2 protein-coding genes are annotated in these 2516 nt (G+C 35.5%); both read left to right on the plus strand.

Translation table 11 applies throughout. The features are described from left to right. Positions 1-348 precede the first annotated feature (348 nt). Entirely contained in the window at positions 349-2064 is a 1716-nt protein-coding gene (locus BXY75_RS00265) for a DUF885 domain-containing protein (protein ID WP_121905703.1), read from the plus strand. 246 nt (positions 2065-2310) lie between these two features. Further along, positions 2311-2516: DUF6090 family protein (locus BXY75_RS17190; RefSeq protein ID WP_245962896.1), on the plus strand; the 206-nt coding region annotated here is incomplete at its 3' end.

The raw sequence follows: 2516 nt of genomic DNA on the forward strand, positions 1-2516 counted from the left end.
CGGTATCGGAACTGATGGATTTACGAATGATATTCCTTATGATATTGAAGAAATAAATACTTACTCATTCGAATATTAGAAAATTTATTAAATCTAAAATACAATATACGTGCTGTAACACCGTATAATAATCATGGCTCTTGCGGAATTAGTATAATGTTCATTGCAAATAATTAACTATCTTGGTTTCTGATAAAATCGAACTCGCTTGCCTTTCTGAGTCTCACGCAGCTCTGAATAATTGGAACTAAGAAGAGAATTGGAGAACTGACGCTGCTGCCGCCAACGCGCTGCGCCAAGCGCCACGATTATTATACAAACCCGTTGTAGGTAATTAAAAAAACAATTATGAAAAATCTTATTCCCTTAATTGGATGTATTATAGTGATGAGTTGTGCAGACAATTCCAAAACTATAAAAAGTGAACCTTCAATCGTTACATTGGCCGACTCATATTATGAAAGGTCGTTGGAAACATTCCCTGAAAAAGCTTATTATGCAGACATTAAACTTGCGAAACATAATGGCATCACTTCAAATGAATTGTCAGAACGAACTAAATGGGGAAATTATGAAGACAGCTTGTATGTAGAATTAACAAAATTGGAAATCAATCAAATTCCTGAAAAAAAAGATAAAATCACCTATTGGCTATTGAAAGAAGAACTAGAGGCAAGTATCGAATTGCGGGTTTGCAAAAGAAATCTTTGGAATGTAAATCATTTGAGTGGATGGCAGTCTCGATGGATCTCATTGGCTGAATTTCAACCTGTGGGCTCAGAAGAGTTGCGTGAGCAAGCATTTGAGCGATGGAATAAATTTCCGGTATTTGTAGCAACCGAAATCAATAACCTAAAAAAAGGAATAGCGGAAGGCTATTCTATGCCAAAAGAAATAGTAGACCTTGTCATTGAGCAACTGCAAGTTTTGCAAGATTACACAATAGAGAATTCACCTTTTATGTCTCCTGCAAAAAGAGATAATGACATACAATTTAAAGAAGAATGGGTAGGATTAGTGACTAATAAAGTTCTACCTGCGCTTTCAAAATATCAACAATATTTGTTGACCGAATATAGACCAAATGCTAGAGATGAGATTTCAGTTGTAGCCTTACCAAATGGAAGTGAGTGTTACCAAGCGTTTATAAGGTCAATGACAACAACCAAAAAATCAGCAGAAGAGCTATTTGAACTGGGGCAAAAAATCGTCTCTTCCAATAAAACTAAAGTTTCAGAAATTGGTTTTGATGTGTACAAAGAAAGAGACTTTTCTAAAATCATAGAGTTGATGAATAAGGACACTTCTGATAATTTCAAAACAAGTGAAGAGATTTTAGAAGTCAATTCAAAACTTCTCGAAAAGGCAAAAAATGAATCAGAAAAATGGTTCGTTATGCTACCATCCACAGAAGTGACTATCAAACCCTACGAGGCACATGAAGCAGGCATTGGAAGCTATGAAGCTGCAAAGGGAGACAAGCCAGCCTATTACCGAATCAGCTTAAAGAATCCAAAAAAACAAAAAAAGAGCAATAATGAAACCCTCACATTTCATGAAGCATATCCTGGTCATCATTTACAAATAGGCATAGAAAAAGATATTAAAGGGTTACATCCTATTTCTAAAATTATTGGTTTCGGAAGCTACGTTGAAGGATGGGCCAGATATAGTGAACAATTAGCCGAAGAAATGGGATTATACGAAAGTAAATTAGCCTTAATTAGAAGACGTGCATGGCCATCGAGAGGTCTGGTAGTAGATCCTGCTATTCATACGAAAGGGTGGTCTAAAGAACATGCTATTGACTTTATGATGGAGTCTGGACAAAGTGCCGAAGTAGCGTTAAGTCTTTATCATCGAAGTATTGTTTGGCCAGCCCAATTAACTTCGTATGATACAGGTGGTGAAGAAATAAAAGCACTTCGTAAAATGGCAGAAGAGAAGATGGGAGAGCAGTTTGACATTAAAGAGTTTCACTCTAAAATATTGGAAAATGGTTCAATTCCTTTAAGTTCTTTAAGACACAACATAAATGAATGGGTTAAAAGCAAGAAAAATTAACTACCTACAACATCGTATAATAATCATGGCTTTTGGGCTGCAAAGTACTGTGTTTACTGCAAATAATTGACTATATTGGTTTCTGAAAAATCGAGGAAGCTTGCCTTTCTGAGTCTCACACAGCTCCGAATAATTGGAACTAAATGAAGAACAGAATAACTGTCGCTGCTTCAAGCCGCACGCTGCGCCAAGCGCCACGATTATTATACAAACCCGTTGTGCTTCATTATCAGAAACCGTTAAACAATGATTAAATTCTTTAGGAAAATTAGACAAAAAATGCTGATTGAAAATAAATTCAGTAAATATCTGATATATGCAATTGGCGAAATTGCGCTTGTCGTTATTGGGATTTTAATCGCATTGAGTTTAAATAATTGGAATCAAAAAAAATCAGAACGTAATAGTGAGACGCAATACATTTTTTCATTGATTGAAGATGCAAAAACTGA

It is taken from the genome of Ulvibacter antarcticus, assembly GCF_003688405.1.
Classification (GTDB): Bacteria; Bacteroidota; Bacteroidia; order Flavobacteriales; family Flavobacteriaceae; genus Ulvibacter; species Ulvibacter antarcticus.

Excerpts from the sequence above, each read along its gene's own strand:
- BXY75_RS00265 (WP_121905703.1), top strand. The coding sequence starts at position 349 with ATGAAAAATCTTATTCCCTTAATTGGATGTATTATAGTGATGAGTTGT.